The sequence below is a fragment of the Anaerobiospirillum sp. NML120448 genome (assembly GCF_023050945.1).
GTDB lineage: Bacteria > Pseudomonadota > Gammaproteobacteria > Enterobacterales > Succinivibrionaceae > Anaerobiospirillum.
This window is the reverse complement of sequence record NZ_JALKIM010000018.1, coordinates 14,866-33,802: the sequence shown is the minus strand read 5'-3', so window position 1 is coordinate 33,802 and position 18,937 is coordinate 14,866. Positions and strand designations below refer to the sequence as shown.

Sequence of the window (18,937 nt, the reverse complement as noted above, 5' to 3'; positions counted from 1 at the left end):
ATCAGTAAAGAAGAAAGGAATTAAGGAATGACTAAGGAAGGCACTCAGGCTGACAGGCCATCTATCTTACTGGCTAGACGGAAGGAAGATAAAGGGGCTATCTGTATGGATGGCAAGGCCCAGCCTGGCCTGGCAAGAACAGGATGGGCTGGGCAAGAGGGAGAGGCTTGCCCATAAGAGGTGATCATATAAGCTATTAGGTACTAATTAAGGCTCTAGAACATCTAATACTGTAACTACATGGTCAGTTACTTTAAATTTAATGTTGTAGCCCATGAGCAGCGCAAAATAAGGCTTATCATCTTCGTTGCCTTTATAGGCAGGGCGAGGGTCTTGGGCTAGTATTTGCTCTAGTAAAGCCTGGTCTAATTTTAAGCTTGCGATTTTTTGTAAGGCCAAGTTATCAAAAGCTACCTCTTTTAAGGCAGGAGGAGCAGAGGCAAAGCCACCTTGTGCGTCACTAATAGCATCTACAAAAGGAATATAAGGCTTAATATCCAAAATTGGAGTGCCATCGACCATATCAGCCCCTAGGACATGTAGCACTGTTTTACCATTATGATTTTCTATGCGCTCAAGTTTAAGTACTGATAAGCCCAATCTGCTAGGTCTAAAGGGAGAGCGAGAGGCAAATACACCTACCTTTTGATTACCTCCTAAGCGTGGCGGTCTAATCATAGGCCTAAATTTATCTACCTCAACCTTGTCAAAAACAAAGATCACATGAATATGGCTAAAGCCCTCAAGACCAATAAAAGCTTGGGGATCGCTATAAGGAGGAACAAGCTCAATCTGACAATGAGCACTTGAGGCCAAACCAGGCTGACGTGGAACAGCAAACTTTTGCCCATAAGGAGTTCTAATAAAACCAATAGGTTCAATATTAAAAGTGCTCATAAGTCATTTTCCAAAATTAAGACAACTTGAAACAAAAAAAGAGCGTAAGAGCTATATTTTACTAGCCATTACGCCCTATTAATAATCATAGTTTTAACGTATTTGAGTTGGTGAGGCTATAAGCACGCTTATAAGCCGATAGCCACACCATGAGGCTCACCTCACCATTGACTTATTGCCGCTATCTTAGTGTGGGTGGCACTCACCTATTAATTAATCAAGCTGAATCTTGTACATGCGATTTCTGCGCTGTAATTGCTTGGACTCACGCACCTCTGGAGTTTTTTGAACATGAGCTGGCATATTATCAGTCATGTTCTCAATGCCGCTATCATCAATCTTAAAGGTCTTAATCTCTTGTGACTCAACAGCTGCCTTGTCATTATTTACAGGAATAGTGTTGGTCTTTGCTACCTCAGGAGCAGCAGGGACTGCTGGGGCAGCTGCTGGAGCAGGTGCGGCAGCGACGGCTGGCTCTGTTGGGGCAACTACAGGGGCGACCAGTGGGGTTGCCTTAGCAGCGTCATCTGATGGATTGGCTTGCTGAGCCTTATCAAAGCTTTGTGGTTTTTTCTTGGTGCTTGCTTGAGCTTGCAGATTCTTAGCATTTTGATTTGGCTTGCCATTATCTACCACAAAAGCTTCGGCATAACAGGTTACAGATACATGACAAGACTGGGTACGCTCTAATCTAATGCACTTATTAAAGACGATACCATTACCACCCATATCAGCAGTTTGAATTAAGGCATCTAAACGAGCCTCAGTATCTCTAGCCACAAAGTCATCAGGCTTCTCTTGGCATGCAAGACCTACTACTAAACCTAAAGAGTGGTAGCGCTGATCTAAAATACTCTTCTTATCGTAAACTTCTACGGAAGATGGCTTGAAGTACTCCTCAAAGTTACTTGGAGAAACATTAGTTTCAACAGCTACATTCTGACAAGCACTGATTAATAATGTTGTGCCCACAGAGGCAGCAAGCAATAAAGAGCTCTTCATAAAAAAAATCCTTGGATTAAAACTTGCGCTTAAGCTGACCACAAGCAGCTTTAGGAAAATTAACTTGGTGCGCACTATCATACAAAAATTTAACTAATCTTAAAATCAAATTTTTGTGTAAAAAGTGCATTTTCTTAGGCTTTGTACCCTTATTAGAGACCCAAAACTAGAAATTAGTTCCAGAAAATTACTAGAGCATCATTCTAGCTCATACTCTTTGAGTGGGGCTTTAGTCTAAGCTCTAGCTCCCCTCCAATATGGCCATAGCACCATGAGATAAGCTCATTTAGCCCTACTTGAGATAATCGGCCCTAGTGGGCTTTGCCCTGCAAAGCCATGCCAAGCCATGCCAAGCCATGCCTTGCAAGTCATGGCATGGCAGGGCAGGCGGTGCGACGCAGAGCGGAGCACTGTAAAGCACTGCAGTGCAGAGCATGGCACTATTTTGTAGCTAGTAAGGGGGCAAGAGGGGCGTGGTGTGGTGCATTACGATGATTTTGGTGCTGTAGAAAAATGAGAGATAGCACTCAAATTAATAAGTAAAAGCTCGTTATTGACTTAATATTTGCAAAAGTGAGCCTTGCATCATAATTAATCTAGTCTTTTTTTCGTATGCTTAGACATGGTTTTTGAAAAAAAGCTTTAGCTTCCATAGTTAAAGATTTGATTGTACTTTAGGCAACCAAGCAAACATAAAAAAAGATTTTTGTACTAGCCTATATTTACCTTGTACTTAACTCTTTTTAACTTAAATTTTTAGCACATTAGTTATCTTTAACCATGCCTGTACTACACAAGCAATGACAGTTAGTGCAAATAATGCTTTGCTAAAATTCGTTTGGATCTTGGCTGTCCTAATTAATATGAGGTGAAACAATATGTCAGGCGTAATGGCAATGATTCTTGCAGGTGGCGAAGGTACTCGTTTAATGCCACTGACCAAGTCTCGTTCTAAACCATCAGTACCATTTGGTGGCAGTTATAGACTAATTGACTTTGTGCTTAACAACTTTGTTAACTCAGGTATTTTACGTCTCTTTGTAATTACTCAATATAAGTCTCAATCTCTTTATATGCACTTGAAGAATGGTTGGACAGTATCAGGTATTCCAGGATGCTTTATTGATCCTATTCCTGCTCAAATGCGTACTGGCAAAGAGTGGTATCAAGGCACTGCAGACGCTATCTACCAAAACCTCACCTTTATTGAAGACCAATATCCAGACGATGTTTGTGTGTTTGGCTCTGATCACATCTACAAGATGGATATCCGCCAGATGCTCCAATACCACCACGCTAATAAGGCTGACTTAACGGTAGCTGCTATTAGACTACCATCTAAAGACTGCGCTAAGAACTTTGGTGTCATTGAAGTTGACCAAAATGGCCGTATGATTGGCTTTGAGGAAAAGCCAGAATTTCCAAAAGAAATTCCTGGAGACCCAGGCTATTCATTAGTGTCTATGGGTAATTACATTTTCAAGACCGATATCTTGTCTCATGAATTACGTGTAGACGCTGAGGATAGTAAGTCCTCTCATGATTTTGGTAAGGACATTATTCCAAAGCTTTTCCCTCGTGGTAATGTTTTTGTTTACAACCTCTCTAATAATGTCATTGATGGTGAGCCTAAAGAGGTTTACTGGCGAGATGTAGGAAGCGTTGATGCTTACTGGGATGCTCACATGGATCTATTGAAGGATAATGCACCATTTAGCTTAATGAACGTTAAGTGGGCGCTGCACACCTTCTACCCACCACTTCCACCAGCACACTTCTCCGATACAGCCCACAACCAATCTATGGTTTCACAATCCATGATTTCAGCAGGCTGCAATATTGAGGGTGCTCATATCAATAAGAGCGTTCTAGGCTTCCGTTGCTCAGTACTCGATGGTGCTGTTGTTGAAGAATCTGTATTTATTGGTGATGTAAAGATTGGCGCTAATTGTAAGATCCGACGTGCCATTATTGACCGTGATGTAGAGCTTGCCCCTGGCTTTACCTTAGGCTACGACGCAGAGGCTGATAAGAAGCTAATTACCTCTGATGATCCTAATGGCCCACGCATTTCATCAAATGGCATTATTGTTATTCCAAAGGGTATGAAACTAGGTTTCTAATAAGCTCTAACTTTTATTAAATTTTTAAAAAAGAGGCCTCCATTAGTAATGGTCGCCTCTTTTTATGTGCCATTATGGGCTTTATTAGTTTATAAGCCCTATCGACGCTCTTGGTTCAATATAATAGACTAAAGATTTCCACCTGTACGGACAACGTTAACCTAATCTGCAATAACTGTCTGTAATATCTGCAATGAAGTATATCTAATGGCAGTATAGTCATAGTTCTCCACGCTATATCTACAATAGCCTGATAGAACACACTTTTTTAGTTAGTTACTACTTGAAAAGTGACTTTGTCGTCTGTGCAAATGGAAAGATTTTTTATGTGTCCCCAAACTAAATATTTTTGAATAAGTCATAATTTGGGCTCTTTCTTAGCTTAAAATAAAGTGCTAGATGCAAAATATGGTTTTAAAAATATTTTAATTTCAAAAGCGCTTATGTTGAGCTTTTAATTGTTGAGCTGTTAATTGCCACATAAGTACCCAATTTCAGTCTTGGACTAGGGTGCTTTGATAAGCTTAAATAGCATATTGCTGTTGTAGTATAGGCTTGAAAGAGCTTCCTCGTTCTGTACCAAAAGGAAGGTGACTCTTTGAACATCATATTTATCTCATCAGAAGTTGCAGACATAATTAAAACTGGTGGTCTAGCTGATGTTGCTAAGGCCTTACCAGCGCAACTCAAAGCCAATGGACACAATGTACGTGTCATTATGCCTTGCTATAGCTTAATTAAAGGTGTAGAGAACTTTCCTGTCATTGGCTCATCAACTTTAAATCCAGGCACAGATCGTCAGATTGATTACAGCATCCGTCAAACCTTTATTGCTGATGGTTTAGAGGTATGGCTCTTAGAATGCCCTCGTTACTTTAACAGAACCTCTATTTATGGCGATAATAACCAAGCTTACTGGGATAATGGTGAGCGCTTTGCTTTCCTCGCCTCTGCTGCTCTTGATGCTTGTAAGGCCTTAAACTTCTGTCCAGATATCGTTCACTCTAACGATTGGCATGCTGCTTTAAGCCCAATGATCTTACGCATTAAGTACAATAACGATCCTTTCTTTGATAAGACTCGCTCAATTATTACTGTACATAATGGCGCTTTCCAAGGTTGTTTTGATCGTGGTCAGATTTACTTTATTCCTGAAGTTGGCCAAGTTTACAACGACTTTATCTTACAAGGTACCTACATTAACTTCTTAAAGTGTGGTGTCTTCTACGCAGATAAGATTACTACTGTATCACCAGGATATGCAGCTGAGCTTACTACCTACTTAGGCGGTCATGGTATGACTGTTAACTTCCAAAATCGTGCAGGCGATTTAGTAGGTATTATTAATGGCTGTGATTACTCAGACTGGGATCCATCAACCGACCCTCACTTAGAGGTTCGCTACAATATCGATAGCCTTGAGCAAAAAGCTTTAGGCAAGCAGCTATTACAAAAAGAGCTAGGCTTACCTATTGGCGATATCCCTATGTATGGTATGGTAGCTCGTCTTACCGACCAAAAGGGTGTTGGTATTTTAATTCCTATTTTAGAAGAGTTCTTACGCCACCGTGTTCAAGTTGTCATTGAGGGCACAGGTGATCCTGCCTTAGAACATCAAATGCATGAAATTGCTAAGCGTCATCCAGATAAGATGGTATTCCGCTCCGTCTATGACAATACCTTAGCTCACCGCATTGAAGCCGCCTCTGACTTCTTCTTAATGCCATCAATTTTTGAGCCATGTGGTCTTAACCAGATGTACTCCTTAGCCTATGGCACTTTACCAATTGTACGTGGTGTTGGTGGTTTACGTGATACTGTTATCAACTATGATGACAATCCAGAACAAGGTAATGGCTTTATTTTCTGGGATCCTAATGCAGGAGCTCTATTAAGCTGCTTACGCCGTACCTTAATTTTCTATTTAGAGGCTCCAGAGGAGATGAAGCGTCTACGTCATAATGCTATGAAGGTACGCTTTAGCTGGGCTGATTCTTGCGCTAAATACGAACAACTTTATGCTGACGCTCTTACCAAGCCAAAGTGGTGGTAATAGAGTAATAACTAAACTTAAGTTAGTTTAGCCAGGCCAAGCTTGGCCTAGCTTGGCTTGGCTTAGCCTAAGCCAGGACAGGCTAAGCTCAGCTCAGCTTGGCTAAGCGCAAGCAAAAAAAAAGGATGGGTTTTGCCCCATCCTTTTTTGTTTCATAAAAACTTTAGTAGTAGTTTAGCTATTAGTCTTTCTTAGAGAAAGCTGCAATAGCATCTTCAATACGCTTGAAAGTACGCTCACGACCTACTAACTCCATAGTATCACCAATACCTGGAGAGGTTGGGGTACCAGTCATAGCTAAACGTAATGGCTGACCTACCTTGCCCATACCTACTTCATGAGCAGCAGCTACTTGCTCTAAGGCCTTATCAATAGTTGGAGCATCCCAAGAGGATAATTCTTGCAGCGCTTTTAAGCTGTCTTGTAAGATCTCAACTGAGCCTTCTTTAATCCACTTCTTAACACCAGCGGCATCATAAGAGGTAATGTCCTCAAAATAGCAGCGAGTTTTCTCTGCCATTTCCTTTAAGGTATGAGTACGCTCGCAGTAGTTCTTAACTACTAACTCTAAAGCTGGACCTTGAGCCTTATCAGTATCAATACCTAAACGTGCAAAGTGCCACTTAAGCTCAGCAGCTACCTGCTCACGAGGTAAGGACTTCATGTATTGAGCATTTAACCACTCAAGCTTTTTAGTATTGAAGCTTGATGCAGACTTGTTAATCTGCTCTGGAGTAAAGAGCTCAATCATCTCAGGAACACTAAAGATTTCCTGATCACCGTGAGACCAGCCTAAACGTACTAAATAGTTTAATAAAGCCTCTGGTAAGTAGCCATCTTCACGATACTGCATTACGCTTACTGCGCCATGACGCTTAGATAACTTGTTACCATCATCGCCTAAAATCATTGCTACGTGACCAAAGATAGGCTCTTTAGCACCTAAAGCACGATAAATATTGATCTGGCGAGGAGTGTTATTTACGTGGTCGTCACCACGGATAACATGGGTAATACCCATATCGTAGTCATCTACTACTACACAGAAGTTATAAGTAGGAGTACCGTCAGAGCGCTGAATAATAAAGTCGTCTAATTCTGAGTTTTGGAACTCAATACGACCCTTTACCATATCATCAAAAGCAACTACGCCAGTGTCTGGATTTCTAAAGCGTACTACATATGGCTCATCTGGGCTGTGTTCAGTCTTATCATCACGGCAATGACCGTCATAACGTGGCTTTAAGCCCTTTTCCATTTGTTCAGCACGAACTTGCTCTAAGCGCTCTTTAGAGCAATAGCACTTATAAGCCTTGCCCTCTTTAATAAGCTGGTCAATAACTTCCTTATAGCGATCAAAACGCTTGGTTTGGTAGTATGGACCCTCATCCCATGAAAGGTTGAGCCACTCCATAGACTCTAAAATGGCATCAATAGCTGGCTGGGTAGAGCGCTCACGATCGGTATCTTCAATACGGAGCACAAAGGTACCACCACAATGCTTAGCATAAAGCCAAGAGAATAAAGCAGTTCTAGCACCGCCAACGTGTAGATAACCAGTTGGAGATGGGGCAAAACGAGTTTTTACTTTTTCCATAATTACGCCGCTTTAACTTCTTTTTAAGACTTGGTTTGGGCCTAATAAGTAAAGCCACCTATGTCTATAACAAAAAAATTATTGCGGTCTCCTCTTTAAAAAAGTCGGGACAAAGGCGTTCCTGTAATAAAGTGAACTACTCAATCTATAAGCGTAAAGTTTGGAGGGAATAGTTCACTTTATTACAGGAACGAAAAATCAAAATAAGTGGTGCTATTTTAGCACTTCAATGACACTTTCTTGAAATTATGAAATTAAGATTACTAGGATTTAACTCATTCTTAGTCAAAATTTACTCTAAGCAACAAAATCCCACTCATATCTTATTCTGCTTGCTTTTGCCTTAAATATCATATTTTGGCAGTTACTATAAATTATAGTTCTATTATATTTAACGACCTTTAACAAAATTTTTGATTTATTGGGTTAACATTAGATAATTGCTGTGAATTAAGGACATCTTAAATTGAGCGATCACAACTTACAGGACAAACTCTCAAAAGTAACTTTATCTCAAGAGAGCACTACTTGTGAGATAACTAACTCACAAGCACTTGATCATAATGACAGTGCAGCTAATGTTACCGTGCCTAACTCTTTAGATAAATTAGATTCTCTGCCTACCCCTCCTGAGTCTGTGGCAAAAGAGAATAGCAATACTACTTTTGAGCATCATGACGAAGATTTAATCTCTCAGGTAGCTACTAGCGGCCTTTCTTATGAAGACAATAGCACTAGCTATAATTTCCAAGAACCTTTAGTACTTCAACCTGATCATGAGTCTATTCATGGAACTCCAGCTAGCCGTGGTATTGCAGTAGGACGTATTTCCTTCTTGCAACGCAATACTCAGCTTGCATCACGTCATAATATTGAAGATGCCGAAGCTGAAGTTGAGCGTTTTGAAAATGCCCGCCAAGAGGCCATTTCTCAATTAGGCTACTTATATGAAGTTACTGTTGAGCGTTTGGGTGAACAGAATGCTGTAGTATTCCAAATTCACCAAATGATGCTTGATGATCCTGATTATGTTGATGCCATTGAGCAAACTATTAGGGATGAAAAGGTCAACGCAGAATACGCAGTAGATGTAACGGGCCAAAAATTTGCTGAAATGTTCAGTCAAATGGACAATGACTATATGCAAGGAAGAGCTGCTGATGTCATTGATGTATCCCGCCGTTTAAGTGATATTCTCAACCAAGATTCAGGTTTAAAAAAACCACATCAACTGGTAAATGCTCAAGAACCTATCATATTAGCCACAGATGACTTAGCTCCATCTGAGACTGTTCAACTAGATCAAAATTTAGTAAAAGGCATTATTACCTCAGCAGGTTCCTCCCGCTCTCATACTGTTATTTTCGCCCGCACTTTAGGCCTCCCTGCGGTAATTAGCATTGGCAATAAGCTAACCCCTGATTTAGAGGGCAAGCTGGCTATTGTTGATGGCGGAGCTGGTATTGTTATCATTGATCCTGATGAGAAAACTCTTAGCATGTACGCTGATCGCAAGCGTACCGAAGAGGCCTTAAGAGCTCGCTTAGAACAGTTTAGAGGTAAAGAGACTCGCACTTTAAGTGGCCGTAAAATCAGCCTTTATGCCAACATCGGCGCAGTAAGCGACCTTGACTTAGTTAAAAGCTCTGATGCTGAGGGTATTGGTCTTTTCCGCTCTGAATATATCTACCTATCCTCTAATGATTACCCAACAGAAGAAACTCAATTTAATATTTATAAAGAAGCTCTGTTGGCCATGGAAGGTAAAAAGGTTGTTATTAGAACCTTAGATATTGGTGCCGATAAAACAGCTGACTACTTTATGCTTAAGCATGAAGAAAACCCAGCTATGGGCATGCGAGCCATTAGAATTTGCCTCACTCATCCTGAGATTTTTAAAACCCAGTTGCGTGCGCTTTATCGAGCCTCGGTATTTGGACAACTAGCCATTATGTTTCCAATGATTTCCTCAGTTGAGGAAGTTAAAGATTGCTTACGTATTTGTGAAGAGGTAAAGCAAGAGCTCACCGATGAGAATAAGAGTTTTGCTGATAATATCGAATTAGGCATTATGATTGAAACTCCAGCCTCAGCCATGATCTCAGACCTACTGGCAGAACATGTTGATTTCTTTAGTATCGGCACCAATGATCTAACCCAATTTACCTTAGCAGTAGACAGACAGAATGCTGAGGTAGGACGCTTCTTAAACCCATACCATAGAGCAGTAATTCGCCTTATTGAAATGACAGTAAAAAATGCTCATAAACATGGTATTTGGGTTGGTGTTTGCGGTGAGTTAGCCGCCGATGAGGGCTTTACTCACGAGTTAGTACGTATGGGTGTTGATGAGATATCAGTTGTCCCATCATCTGTTTTGATGATTCGTGCCCGCATTTCAACATTAGGATAATCAGTGCCCTTATGGGCACTAAGGCTTTATGCCTGATATTTATATTACTAATTACTTACAACATGCTTATTAAAGCACGGCTCTGTAGAGCTTATACATTAGTAATATCTAATCATAGGAATTAAAAATTATGGCTCAATGCGTTGTGATCTCTGATGAAATTACAGGCGCTAGTTCTGTAGGTGCCATGCTCCAAAAGAACCGCTCTAGTGTATGCTCCTTGGTGAGTTCTCGTGGTTTAAAAGATCCTACTACTCAAAAATACGACTGCTTAGTTTACTCTACTAACAGCCGTAACCTTATGCCTACTCAAAGCTACCAAATGGTCTTTTATGCAGGAAAGCTTTTAAAGTCTAAAGATGTAAAGATCTATGCTAAGCGCATTGATCCTGCTATGAGAGGCAATACCTGCATTGAAACCCAAGCACTATTGGATGCTTTGGGCGATAAAGATCGTGTAGCTATTGTAGTTCCAGCCTTCCCTGAATTACGCCGCTCTAATGTTGGTGGCTATATTCTAGTAGACGGCAAGCCTATCCAAAAATCACTAGTAGGCCTTGATGATTTACGCCCTGCTGATAGCGGTCGTGTGGCCGATCTTTTTATTGAGAAATTCCGCTATAAAACTGAGCCTTTTTACTTAAAGGAACTCTTTCATGGCTCAGATTATTTAGCCCAAAAGATTAAGGCTACCGCTGAAAACGGCACTAGAGCTATTATCTTTGATTGCACCTCTCAACAAGACATTAACATTATTGCTGATGCTGTAATTAAATCTGGCATTAAATTTATCGCTGTTGATCCAGGCCCATTTACCGCTACCTTAGCCCGCAAGGTAATGCGTAATGTCAGCACCGAGCAAGCCTCCAATCAAAAGATCTTTGGTCTAATTGGTGGCTCTAATCCTCTTATTGCCGCACAAGTTGAAATGCTACGCTTAGAGGAGAAAGTGCTCTTTGTACCTGTTAAAAACATTGATCTCATTGAGGACGATCAAAAACGTGCTGCGGAAATTGAGCGTGTGGTTAGCAACATTGTTGCTCGCTACAATGACTTTACCACTGTAATTGCCGTTTCCGACCATTTAGGAGCTAACTCTCAAATCCTAATGCAATTTGACCAAATGTTAGAGGAGAGTAATCGCAGTGTAGTTGAGGCTATGGATTTAATTGCTACCGCTTATGGTCAAATTACTCGTATGGTGCTAGAGCGTTGTCCAAACTTTAAAGCCATTTACTCCACAGGAGCCGAGTACACAGTAGCTATTTGCCGTGAACTTAAGTCTTTAGGCATCAATATCCAAGGTCAGGTTTTACCTCTTACTGCTTATGGTCAGTTATTAGATGGCCCGTATAATGGCTTACAATATGTCACCTCCGCCAGCTCTGCTACTGATCCAAATACTTTAATTGAGAGCATCCAATACTTACGTCGTAAGATGCTAATCTAATTTAACTTAAGAGCCTATTACCCATAAAGGCAATAGGCTCTAATCTTACTTGCATTTTTATTTTTAAAGCTTAAAATTGGCGTATTGCGACTTTAGTTTAGTGGTAGAACAAAAGCTTCCCAAGCTTTTGGTGCGGGTTCGATTCCCGTAAGTCGCTCCATCCCCAACCTCTATCATAAAACCTCCATACTTAATCCCCTTTATCCCTTATCACCTTTCATCTGATTACACAAATCTGCATATGCTCTTACCCACCATATCAGCATAAGATAGAATGGAAGCTAGAATACAGACTGTATATCTTTTAGGTTAATCTTGCACTGCAAAGTAAGTGCCTTATATATGGCAATTCTATTTTCAGATTTTATATATAAGTCTAGATGTAATTATGCTATATTTCATACACCTATTTTTAACAGGATTATCCAGATGAACAATGTTAACCCTCAACTCCCACCTCTGCTCGTAAAAAAGAATGGCAATGTTTTTTACGTGTACACTTACAAAGCTGAGTGGATTCCAAAGACTTATGATGAGAATGGCAATGCTATTGGTGGCATTGCTACTACTAATAAGCGCTCTATTGTAGGTAAGATTTTAGACGGCAAGAATGAAGGCCCTATTAAGTTTAATGATAAGTTTCTAAAGGACTATCCTGAGTTTAGAGATTATATTGTCTCTAGAAAAGGCAAGGGCTTATATGACATTAAGCATATTGATAACTTCTCTACCGAGAATGCTCAAGATTTAGAAATCATTAACACTCTTGTTGCCAGCAAAGAGTATTCCATTAACGACTCAGGTAAGTTAGTTAAATCAGCTACTGCTGCTCCTTTGCGCAAAGCCTCTAAAAAGAAGACTGCTTCAAAACAGGACTCCAAGCCCCAAATGAATGCTGACTTAATGTCACTATCGAAGCAATGCACTGAGATCCATGATTCTTATCAAGCTTTAGGTAATATGGTTAATGCCAATATCTCCTCTGGGAAAGAATTAACTTTTGAGAACCTTGAACTCGTTTGCCATAAGTATTGTGAGCTTCATGAAAAAGGTACTTCTCTTTTAGAAACCCTTAAAGAGAGGGAAAAAGAAGCTCAAAACACCATAGATCAATATAATGAGCTGTTCAATAGAATCCGTCAGATATGCGCTACTGACAAAGATTCGGCTTTTACTAAGCAAATACTACAAATACTCGATAAGGATGCAGTTGATTAAGCTAACGGCATTAAGTAGCAGCCTTGCAAGCCTAGTACTAGCAAGGCTACGCTAGGCCAGGCCAGGCCAGGCCAGGCTAAGCGCAGCGAGAGCTGCAAGGCCAGCGCTCAGCAAGCGCAGCAGAGTAAGCGCAGCTGAGTAAGTGCAGATAGAGGCTGGGCAATAAAAAAAGCGCCAGAGCTTATCGTGAGCCTTGGCGCTTTTTTTGCCGAAATTAGAATAAATTAGATTAATTCTGCTGTGGTCTTTAAGAAGCCATTTTGAATTACATAACGAATCTTAAAGTCATCATTAAAGACAATTAAGTCAGCACGATAGCCATGGTCAATCCAACCAGATTCGTAGTCTAAGCCTAAGACACGAGCTGGAATAGTTGAGGCAGCCATCAGGGCATCATCAATAGGAATACCACAAGTCTTAACTAAGAACTTAACACCGTCCATAAGACAGATATTAGTACCTACTAATGAACCCTTAGCATCGATAAGACCACGCTTAGAGTCGTTAAATACTTCAGTGCCAGCTACAGTAAAGCTATTCATGATTTCAGGTGAACCTGCAATAGCTTGAGAGTCAGATACGATGTACATACGATCTTGGAGCATTTGATGCACAATACGTACAATAGCAGGGTGGACGTGACGACCATCAGCAATCACACCAGCTCTTACTGTTTGAGCATTTAATACGGCACCAATAATACCTGGCTCACGACCATTGATAGGACGCATAGCGTTAAAGAGGTGGGTAATATTATTTACACCCATCTTAAAGGCATCCACGGTATCGTTAAAGGAGGCATTAGTATGGCCTAAAGATAACTTCATACCCATACCTAATAGTTCCATAATGAACTTACCGCGCACCACCTCTGGAGCTACAGTCATATAGGCAATATTATCGATGTTATCACGCAAGTAGGCTAAATCTGAATTACTAATACCACGGATATAACCACTACCATGGAATCCCTTACGCTCAGGATTAATAAATGGGCCTTCTAAGTGAATGCCAGGACAAACACCAGGGTGCTTATCCATAAACTTACGTACCGCAGCCAAAGCACGGGTCATACTCTCACGAGGGCCAGAAACTAAGGTTGGTACAAAAGTTAAAGTACCACGTAAGGTCAACCAGCGACGCATACGCTCTAAGCCATCAAGACTTAAGTCAGAGGAGAAAGTAACGCCCGCACAACCATTGACCAGCAGATCAATAAAACCTGGGGCTACGTGCATACCATTAAGATCGATCTCCTCAGAGGTACCATCCTCAAGCAAGACAGGATCTAACGGAATAATACGGTGATTTTGCACCGCTAAACTATCAGCGCCTTCAAGAACACCTTTAGTAAGGTGTAATTTGGCATTGCGTAATATGGTTGCTCCCATGGTTTCACTTCCAAAGTTGGTTGCTAGAATCAAGCCTGCAACAACAAAAAAACTTTAATATTAATTTTTTGTTTTTTTAAGGCTAAGCTTAATGGGCTCGCTCCAGCAGAAAAAATGCGGAGTACAGAACCTCTGTAAAAATCGGTCACTAAAGGAGATTACTCTTGTACTGCTGAGCCATTATCAGCTGGTGTTGGCTCTTGAGTTTTACCTACTAAGCGGGCTGCCTTTTTTTGGCGCTTAGCTGCAAAATCTGGCTTGCCTTTATTCTTCTTATCACGTAAACGTACTTTCTTGCGAGGCTTCTTATCCTCTTTGGCCTTTTTATCAAAGCCACCATTAGGTGAAGCACGACCACGCTTTTTCTCACTTTGATGAACTACACCAACCTCATCAAAGGAGGCACATAAGCCCTTAATGGAACGACGCTCAATAGTACGCTCAGTATAGCGCTCAATACGCTCTAAAGTAGCAAATTCGTCCGCTTGTACTAAGCTAATTACTACACCCTTAGCGCCTGCACGTGCGGTACGACCAGCTCTATGAACATAGATTTCACCTTTTGAAGGTAAATCAAAGTTATAAACATAGGCTACATCTTCTAAATCAAGACCACGTGAGGCTACATCAGTAGCAATCAGTAAGGATACCTCACCGTCACTAAAACGACGTAAAGCAGCCTTTCTCTCCTGTTGTGAACTTTCACCCTTTAAGCTAGCAAATGCCGTGCCTTGACGTTTTAAGATAGAAGAAAGCTTTGATAAATTATCTTTAGTTCTCACAAAGATAATGCTTTTACCCTTAACGGTATTAAGCAAGTGCAATAAGATCTTAACTTTTTGCGTATCATTAGCAGCATAATAAGCACGAGACTGTAACAGTTCAGGTAGCTTTTCTTGGCTTTCCTCGCTCTCGCCTACCTTAACCTCAAAAGGATTATTGAGCACGTTGCTAGCAAAATCACGTACACCAAAGCCCTCTAAAGTGGCAGAAAAGAGCATAGTTTGATAGCGGCGATCAAGCTTAATAGTGATATTAGCAATATCATCTCTAAAGCCCATATCAAGCATACGATCGGCTTCGTCAATAACTAAGATTTCAACATCTCTACTATCAAACCAAGACTTCTTTAAGAACTCTTGTAAACGACCAGGGGTAGCACAAACAATAGTAGGAAGAGAGTCACGTTGTTTGGCTCTATCTTCACCACCAATAATACTGCCACAGGTAATAGGCTCAACAATTTCGCCCTCACCAGAGCTTAAAGCCTCATCCTGGGACTCTAAGAGCTTTTGAGCAACCGACATAACTTGAACGGCTAACTCTCTGGTTGGCTCTAAAATAATACATTGCACGCCTTTACGTGGTCTTTGTGCTAAACGGGCAATAATAGGTAATAAGAAAGCAGCACTTTTACCTGTTCCTGTAGGAGCGCCACCTAAAATATCAGCACCTTCCAAAGCTTGAGGAATAACCAAACTTTGAATAGGAGTAGGCTCTTCCCACCCCATTTTTTCTACAGCATCAAGCACAAAACCAGGTAGAGTAAACTCTTCAAACATTCAAAAAACTCTCAAATTATTAAATTACAGCCCGTCTATAAACCCTTAGGCTCAAGCACTAATTATTAAACGCCCTCACGACCTGCACGGGTAGCATGACAAGCAATAATGGTATCAACCATTTTCTGACGGCGCTCAGTATTTGGGGTAGCCGTTTGATGTAGCCAGCGGAACAACTCTAAATCGCTAGCATCCAATAAATCAATGTAATCATCAACTACACTTGGATCCATCTTAGGCAAATCAATATCAACAAAAGGCAATAGCATCAGATCAAGCTCACGCATACCACGACGAGACTGCCACTTAATCTTGCCCCAGTTAATTTCGCTCATAATATAAAAATCCTTTTCCCAAGCCTTTTTTCAGCAATAATTAATAAGGAGGCTCTACTGCCTCCTATTTTCAACCAAATATCTTATTATGGTATACCAAAAGTCTATTTTTATCCTAAAAAAATTAGGAACCATCCCTACTCAACAGTGACAGATTTAGCCAAATTGCGAGGCTGGTCAACGTCACTACCTTTGATTAAGGCCACATGATAAGCCAACAGTTGTAGTGGAATAGTAAAGACTAAGGCACTGATAAAATCAGGAGTATGAGGCAAAGTAAAGACCTTAAGATGTTTATCATCAACTTCTAATTTTACTGTAGTATCAGTAAAGATATAAAGTTTGCCGCCTCTTGCGCTAACCTCTTGGATATTGGAAATCAGTTTAGGCAACAGCTGATTGTCAGGGGCTACGACAATTACAGGCATATGACTATCAATTAGCGCTATTGGGCCATGTTTTAACTCACCTGAGGCATAACCCTCGGCATGGATATAACTAATTTCTTTAAGCTTGAGTGCACCCTCTAGAGCAATAGGATACATCATGCCTCTGCCTAAAAATAAACTATGATCTAAAGAGACAAAATCTTGAGCTAAGGTCTCAATAACCTTATCAAGCTTTAAGACTTCACTAATGAGATTAGGAATACTCTTAAGATCTGCAATTAAGCTTTGAGCTTGTTCTGTATCAATATGATTATGAGCCCTACCTAAAGCAATAGTAAGTAAATTAAAGCATAGCAATTGGGTAGTAAAAGCTTTAGTAGAAGCCACGCCAATTTCAGTGCCTGCACGAGTTAATAGACTATAGTCACTCTCTCTTACTAAAGAGCTATTAGCTACATTACAAATACATAATGAAGCAAGATAGTTTTGTGTTTTAGCAAGCTTTAAAGCAGCTAAAGTATCAGCAGTTTCACCAGATTGTGAAATGGTCACAAAGAGACTGTTGCTAGGCACAATGGTCTTTTTGTAGCGATACTCAGATGCTATAGAAACATTAACGCTAATTTCAGCATATTGCTCTATTAAATACTTACCTACTAAGGCAGCGTGATAAGAAGTGCCGCAGGCAACAATCTCTAAATGATCAATGTCCTTTAAGAGCTCGGTAAAAGAGCACTTAACCTTATCGTGGTTAGCAATAAAGCTATCTTCATCAATATCACTATCCTTAAGCCTACCCATCATAGTATTAACTAAGGCATCGGTTTGCTCAAAGATTTCCTTTTGCATGTAGTGCTTATATGGGCCTTTACCTAACAACTCACTACTATGTTCTAGGCTATTAACCTCACGGGTCACGGCCTTATCATGGCTATCAAAAAGCTGATAATCATTACGTCCTACTATGCCTCTATCGCCGTCTTCTAAGTAAATAAAGCGAGAGGTAACACTAGTGAGAGCTAAAACATCAGAGGCAACAAAGTTTTCACCAATGCCCAGACCCAATACTAAAGGTGAGCCCTCTTTAGCAATATAAATATGGTCATGGTCATTATCAAAAATTACTGCTATTGCATAAGAGCCTTTAACCAAGGATAAGGCCTGAGATAAAGCTTGATAGTTTAATTGCTCTAAAGAGAGCTCACCTTGAGCACCGTGTTTTTCCTGTTTTTGGTAACAACTATCAATTAAAGCAGCTAATACCTCAGTATCAGTAGAACTCTTAAAGCTATAGCCACTATTAAGTAATTGCGCTTTTAACTCTTGGTAGTTTTCAATAATACCGTTGTGCACTAAAGTTACAGCTCCCACCTGATGAGGGTGAGCATTCTCTACACTAGGACGACCATGAGTAGCCCAGCGGGTATGAGCAATACCTATCTTGCCATTTTGCTGTTGCTCTTTGACCAAATTCTCTAAAGCACTAACTTTACCAGGGCTTTTAATAATCACCATACAATCATCATCACACATACAGATGCCTGATGAGTCATAGCCTCTGTACTCTAAAGACTTAAGCCCATAAATTAAGATTTCGGCAATAGGACGCAAAGCAACAGCGCCCACAATTCCACACATACATTATCCTTATTAATATCTGTAAAGCCTCATAAGCCTTACAACCACACACATACACTCTCAAAAAAAATCTTACATGCGTTCCAAGACCAAAACCAGCCCTACCATGCAAGCATCGTGCACCCGCAATGGCACTGCACCAGCGCCCGCAATGGCACCTTACATGCGTACACTATGGTGGTGTCTTTGCACCGCCATAGGACAGATACTGGCAGCTACATTGGAGCAGGTTGCTCCAGGAGAGCAGGCTGAACCTAGCTCTTTTGACATAATGGAAACTATACCTAAATTGAGTCAGTATGAGCCATAATTTATAAAAAATCAGCATCACTTCCTGTTGACGCTTTTGGGTGTATTATTTATGGCTCTCATTGTTTGTTGTAGGTGATCTTTATTATGAAAATTATAAATTTATTAGTTCTTACAATGGTGCTTGTTTCAGGCACCTGCTTAGCAGGTCATATGCGATCTGATGGCAATGGCGGCTACTTTACCTCTGATGGTCATATACGCTCTGATGGCAATGGTGGCTACTTTACCCCTGATGGTCATATACGCTCTGATGGCAATGGTGGCTACTTTACCCCTGATGGTCATATACGCTCTGATGGCAATGGTGGCTACTTTACCCCTGATGGTCATATGCGCTCTGATGGTAATGGCGGCTACTTTACCCCTGATGGACATGTGCGCTCTGATGGCAATGGCGGCTATTTCTACTAAAACTATGATTTTTAAGCCACGCAATAGCTAATGCCAATTAGTGAATATTTTCTTAAAACAGAGCTTAGCACTTAATTAATTTTAGCTATGTTAGCCCTGCGCTTTACTTTAACTAGAAGGAACAAGAGCACAGTGGGCAAGATAAG

Annotated in this window: 13 protein-coding genes and 1 tRNA gene; 7 read left to right on the top strand and 7 right to left on the bottom strand. The window is 40.6% G+C overall.

The genetic code is table 11. The features are described 5' to 3' along the window. Nucleotides 1-207: 207 nt before the first annotated feature. Nucleotides 208-897: a tRNA (N6-threonylcarbamoyladenosine(37)-N6)-methyltransferase TrmO gene (gene tsaA, locus MXE38_RS05055; protein ID WP_246912842.1), complete on the bottom strand. Its 690-nt coding sequence runs from the start codon at nt 895-897 to the stop codon at nt 208-210. A gap of 213 nt (nt 898-1,110) precedes the next feature. Further along, nucleotides 1,111-1,899 (bottom strand): Rcs stress response system protein RcsF, encoded by a 789-nt coding sequence (gene rcsF, locus MXE38_RS05050; RefSeq protein WP_246912837.1) that lies wholly within the window; start codon nt 1,897-1,899, stop codon nt 1,111-1,113. An 878-nt stretch (nt 1,900-2,777) separates the two neighbouring features. Here rcsF and glgC point away from each other — a divergent pair. Both glgC and glgA read left to right on the top strand, forming a co-directional pair. Beyond that, nucleotides 2,778-4,022 (top strand): glucose-1-phosphate adenylyltransferase, encoded by a 1,245-nt coding sequence (gene glgC / locus MXE38_RS05045; RefSeq protein WP_246912836.1) that lies wholly within the window; start codon nt 2,778-2,780, stop codon nt 4,020-4,022. A 598-nt stretch (nt 4,023-4,620) separates the two neighbouring features. Then, on the top strand, nt 4,621-6,075 hold the full coding sequence (gene glgA, locus MXE38_RS05040; RefSeq protein ID WP_246912835.1) for a glycogen synthase GlgA: 1,455 nt from the start codon (nt 4,621-4,623) through the stop codon (nt 6,073-6,075). A 181-nt stretch (nt 6,076-6,256) separates the two neighbouring features. On the opposite strand, the gene gltX is transcribed toward glgA, so the two are convergent. Then, a complete protein-coding gene (gene gltX, locus MXE38_RS05035) occupies nt 6,257-7,672 on the bottom strand; it encodes a glutamate--tRNA ligase (RefSeq protein ID WP_246912833.1) in 1,416 nt (471 codons plus the stop codon). 466 nt (nt 7,673-8,138) lie between these two features. Between gltX and ptsP the strand changes: the two genes are divergently transcribed. From ptsP to MXE38_RS05015, 4 genes are all read left to right on the top strand, one after another. After that, nucleotides 8,139-10,085 carry a phosphoenolpyruvate--protein phosphotransferase gene (gene ptsP / locus MXE38_RS05030; RefSeq protein WP_246912831.1) on the top strand — a complete coding sequence of 649 codons (1,947 nt, stop codon included), beginning with the start codon at nt 8,139-8,141 and terminating at the stop codon, nt 10,083-10,085. Between the two features lie 130 nt (nt 10,086-10,215). Next, nucleotides 10,216-11,535, top strand: coding sequence for a four-carbon acid sugar kinase family protein (locus MXE38_RS05025; RefSeq protein WP_246912830.1), 1,320 nt, complete (start codon nt 10,216-10,218; stop codon nt 11,533-11,535). Between the two features lie 86 nt (nt 11,536-11,621). Beyond that, a tRNA-Gly gene (locus MXE38_RS05020) sits at nt 11,622-11,695 on the top strand. Nucleotides 11,696-12,027: 332 nt separating this feature from the next. After that, nucleotides 12,028-12,753 (top strand): hypothetical protein, encoded by a 726-nt coding sequence (locus tag MXE38_RS05015; protein WP_246912829.1) that lies wholly within the window; start codon nt 12,028-12,030, stop codon nt 12,751-12,753. Nucleotides 12,754-12,977: 224 nt separating this feature from the next. Here MXE38_RS05015 and nagA read toward each other — a convergent pair whose 3' ends face one another. From nagA to glmS, 4 genes are all read right to left on the bottom strand, one after another. After that, nucleotides 12,978-14,144, bottom strand: a complete 1,167-nt coding sequence (nagA, locus tag MXE38_RS05010; RefSeq protein ID WP_246912828.1) for an N-acetylglucosamine-6-phosphate deacetylase — start codon at nt 14,142-14,144, stop codon at nt 12,978-12,980. Between the two features lie 158 nt (nt 14,145-14,302). Next, on the bottom strand, nt 14,303-15,706 hold the full coding sequence (locus MXE38_RS05005) for a DEAD/DEAH box helicase (RefSeq protein ID WP_246912813.1): 1,404 nt from the start codon (nt 15,704-15,706) through the stop codon (nt 14,303-14,305). 65 nt (nt 15,707-15,771) lie between these two features. Continuing rightward, nucleotides 15,772-16,041, bottom strand: a complete 270-nt coding sequence (locus MXE38_RS05000) for a succinate dehydrogenase assembly factor 2 (RefSeq protein ID WP_246912811.1) — start codon at nt 16,039-16,041, stop codon at nt 15,772-15,774. Nucleotides 16,042-16,178: 137 nt separating this feature from the next. Beyond that, a complete protein-coding gene (gene glmS, locus MXE38_RS04995; protein WP_246912808.1) occupies nt 16,179-18,068 on the bottom strand; it encodes a glutamine--fructose-6-phosphate transaminase (isomerizing) in 1,890 nt (629 codons plus the stop codon). Nucleotides 18,069-18,464: 396 nt separating this feature from the next. Here glmS and MXE38_RS04990 point away from each other — a divergent pair, with 396 nt between their 5' ends. Then, nucleotides 18,465-18,791 carry a hypothetical protein gene (locus MXE38_RS04990; RefSeq protein WP_246912806.1) on the top strand — a complete coding sequence of 109 codons (327 nt, stop codon included), beginning with the start codon at nt 18,465-18,467 and terminating at the stop codon, nt 18,789-18,791. Nucleotides 18,792-18,937: the final 146 nt, after the last annotated feature.

Coding starts and splice junctions, on each gene's coding strand:
- MXE38_RS05005 (WP_246912813.1), bottom strand. CDS start 15,706: ATGTTTGAAGAGTTTACTCTACCTGGTTTTGTGCTTGATGCTGTAGAA.
- nagA (WP_246912828.1), bottom strand. CDS start 14,144: ATGGGAGCAACCATATTACGCAATGCCAAATTACACCTTACTAAAGGT.
- glmS (WP_246912808.1), bottom strand. CDS start 18,068: ATGTGTGGAATTGTGGGCGCTGTTGCTTTGCGTCCTATTGCCGAAATC.
- tsaA (WP_246912842.1), bottom strand. CDS start 897: ATGAGCACTTTTAATATTGAACCTATTGGTTTTATTAGAACTCCTTAT.
- MXE38_RS05000 (WP_246912811.1), bottom strand. CDS start 16,041: ATGAGCGAAATTAACTGGGGCAAGATTAAGTGGCAGTCTCGTCGTGGT.
- MXE38_RS05025 (WP_246912830.1), top strand. CDS start 10,216: ATGGCTCAATGCGTTGTGATCTCTGATGAAATTACAGGCGCTAGTTCT.
- rcsF (WP_246912837.1), bottom strand. CDS start 1,899: ATGAAGAGCTCTTTATTGCTTGCTGCCTCTGTGGGCACAACATTATTA.
- glgC (WP_246912836.1), top strand. CDS start 2,778: ATGTCAGGCGTAATGGCAATGATTCTTGCAGGTGGCGAAGGTACTCGT.
- MXE38_RS04990 (WP_246912806.1), top strand. CDS start 18,465: ATGAAAATTATAAATTTATTAGTTCTTACAATGGTGCTTGTTTCAGGC.
- gltX (WP_246912833.1), bottom strand. CDS start 7,672: ATGGAAAAAGTAAAAACTCGTTTTGCCCCATCTCCAACTGGTTATCTA.